Origin of the sequence: Streptomyces ossamyceticus (assembly GCF_001418475.1) — a bacterium.
GTDB lineage: Bacteria > Actinomycetota > Actinomycetes > Streptomycetales > Streptomycetaceae > Streptomyces > Streptomyces ossamyceticus.
Map to the genome: position 1 here is coordinate 6,807 of NZ_LIQX01000414.1, position 265 is coordinate 7,071.

The 265-nt window shown below is 76.2% G+C and carries 1 pseudogene; it reads left to right on the forward strand.

The features are described from left to right. A pseudogene (locus tag AOK15_RS47320) lies at window positions 1–190 on the forward strand (oxidoreductase); the annotation flags it as partial. Window positions 191–265 lie beyond the last annotated feature (75 nt).

Here is a 265-nt window from a genome sequence, read left to right on the forward strand (position 1 = left end):
TCGGGCGCCCGAGGGCGTGCCGGTGGGCAGGCTGGCGGCGGCCCATGTGGCACCGCTGCTGGCGGAGCGGCCGACGGACGGCTGGGAGGCGTACGTGTGCGGCTCGAACGCGTTCGCGGAGCACGCCTCACGACTTCTGGTCCAGGCCGGTCAGCCGGTGGACCACATCCGCATCGAACGCTTCGGCTGATCCTGGGCCGCCGCCGGGCCGACCCCGCTACCGAAGGACCGGCCCCGGGTCGCACCTCGGGCGCCCGGCGCGGTG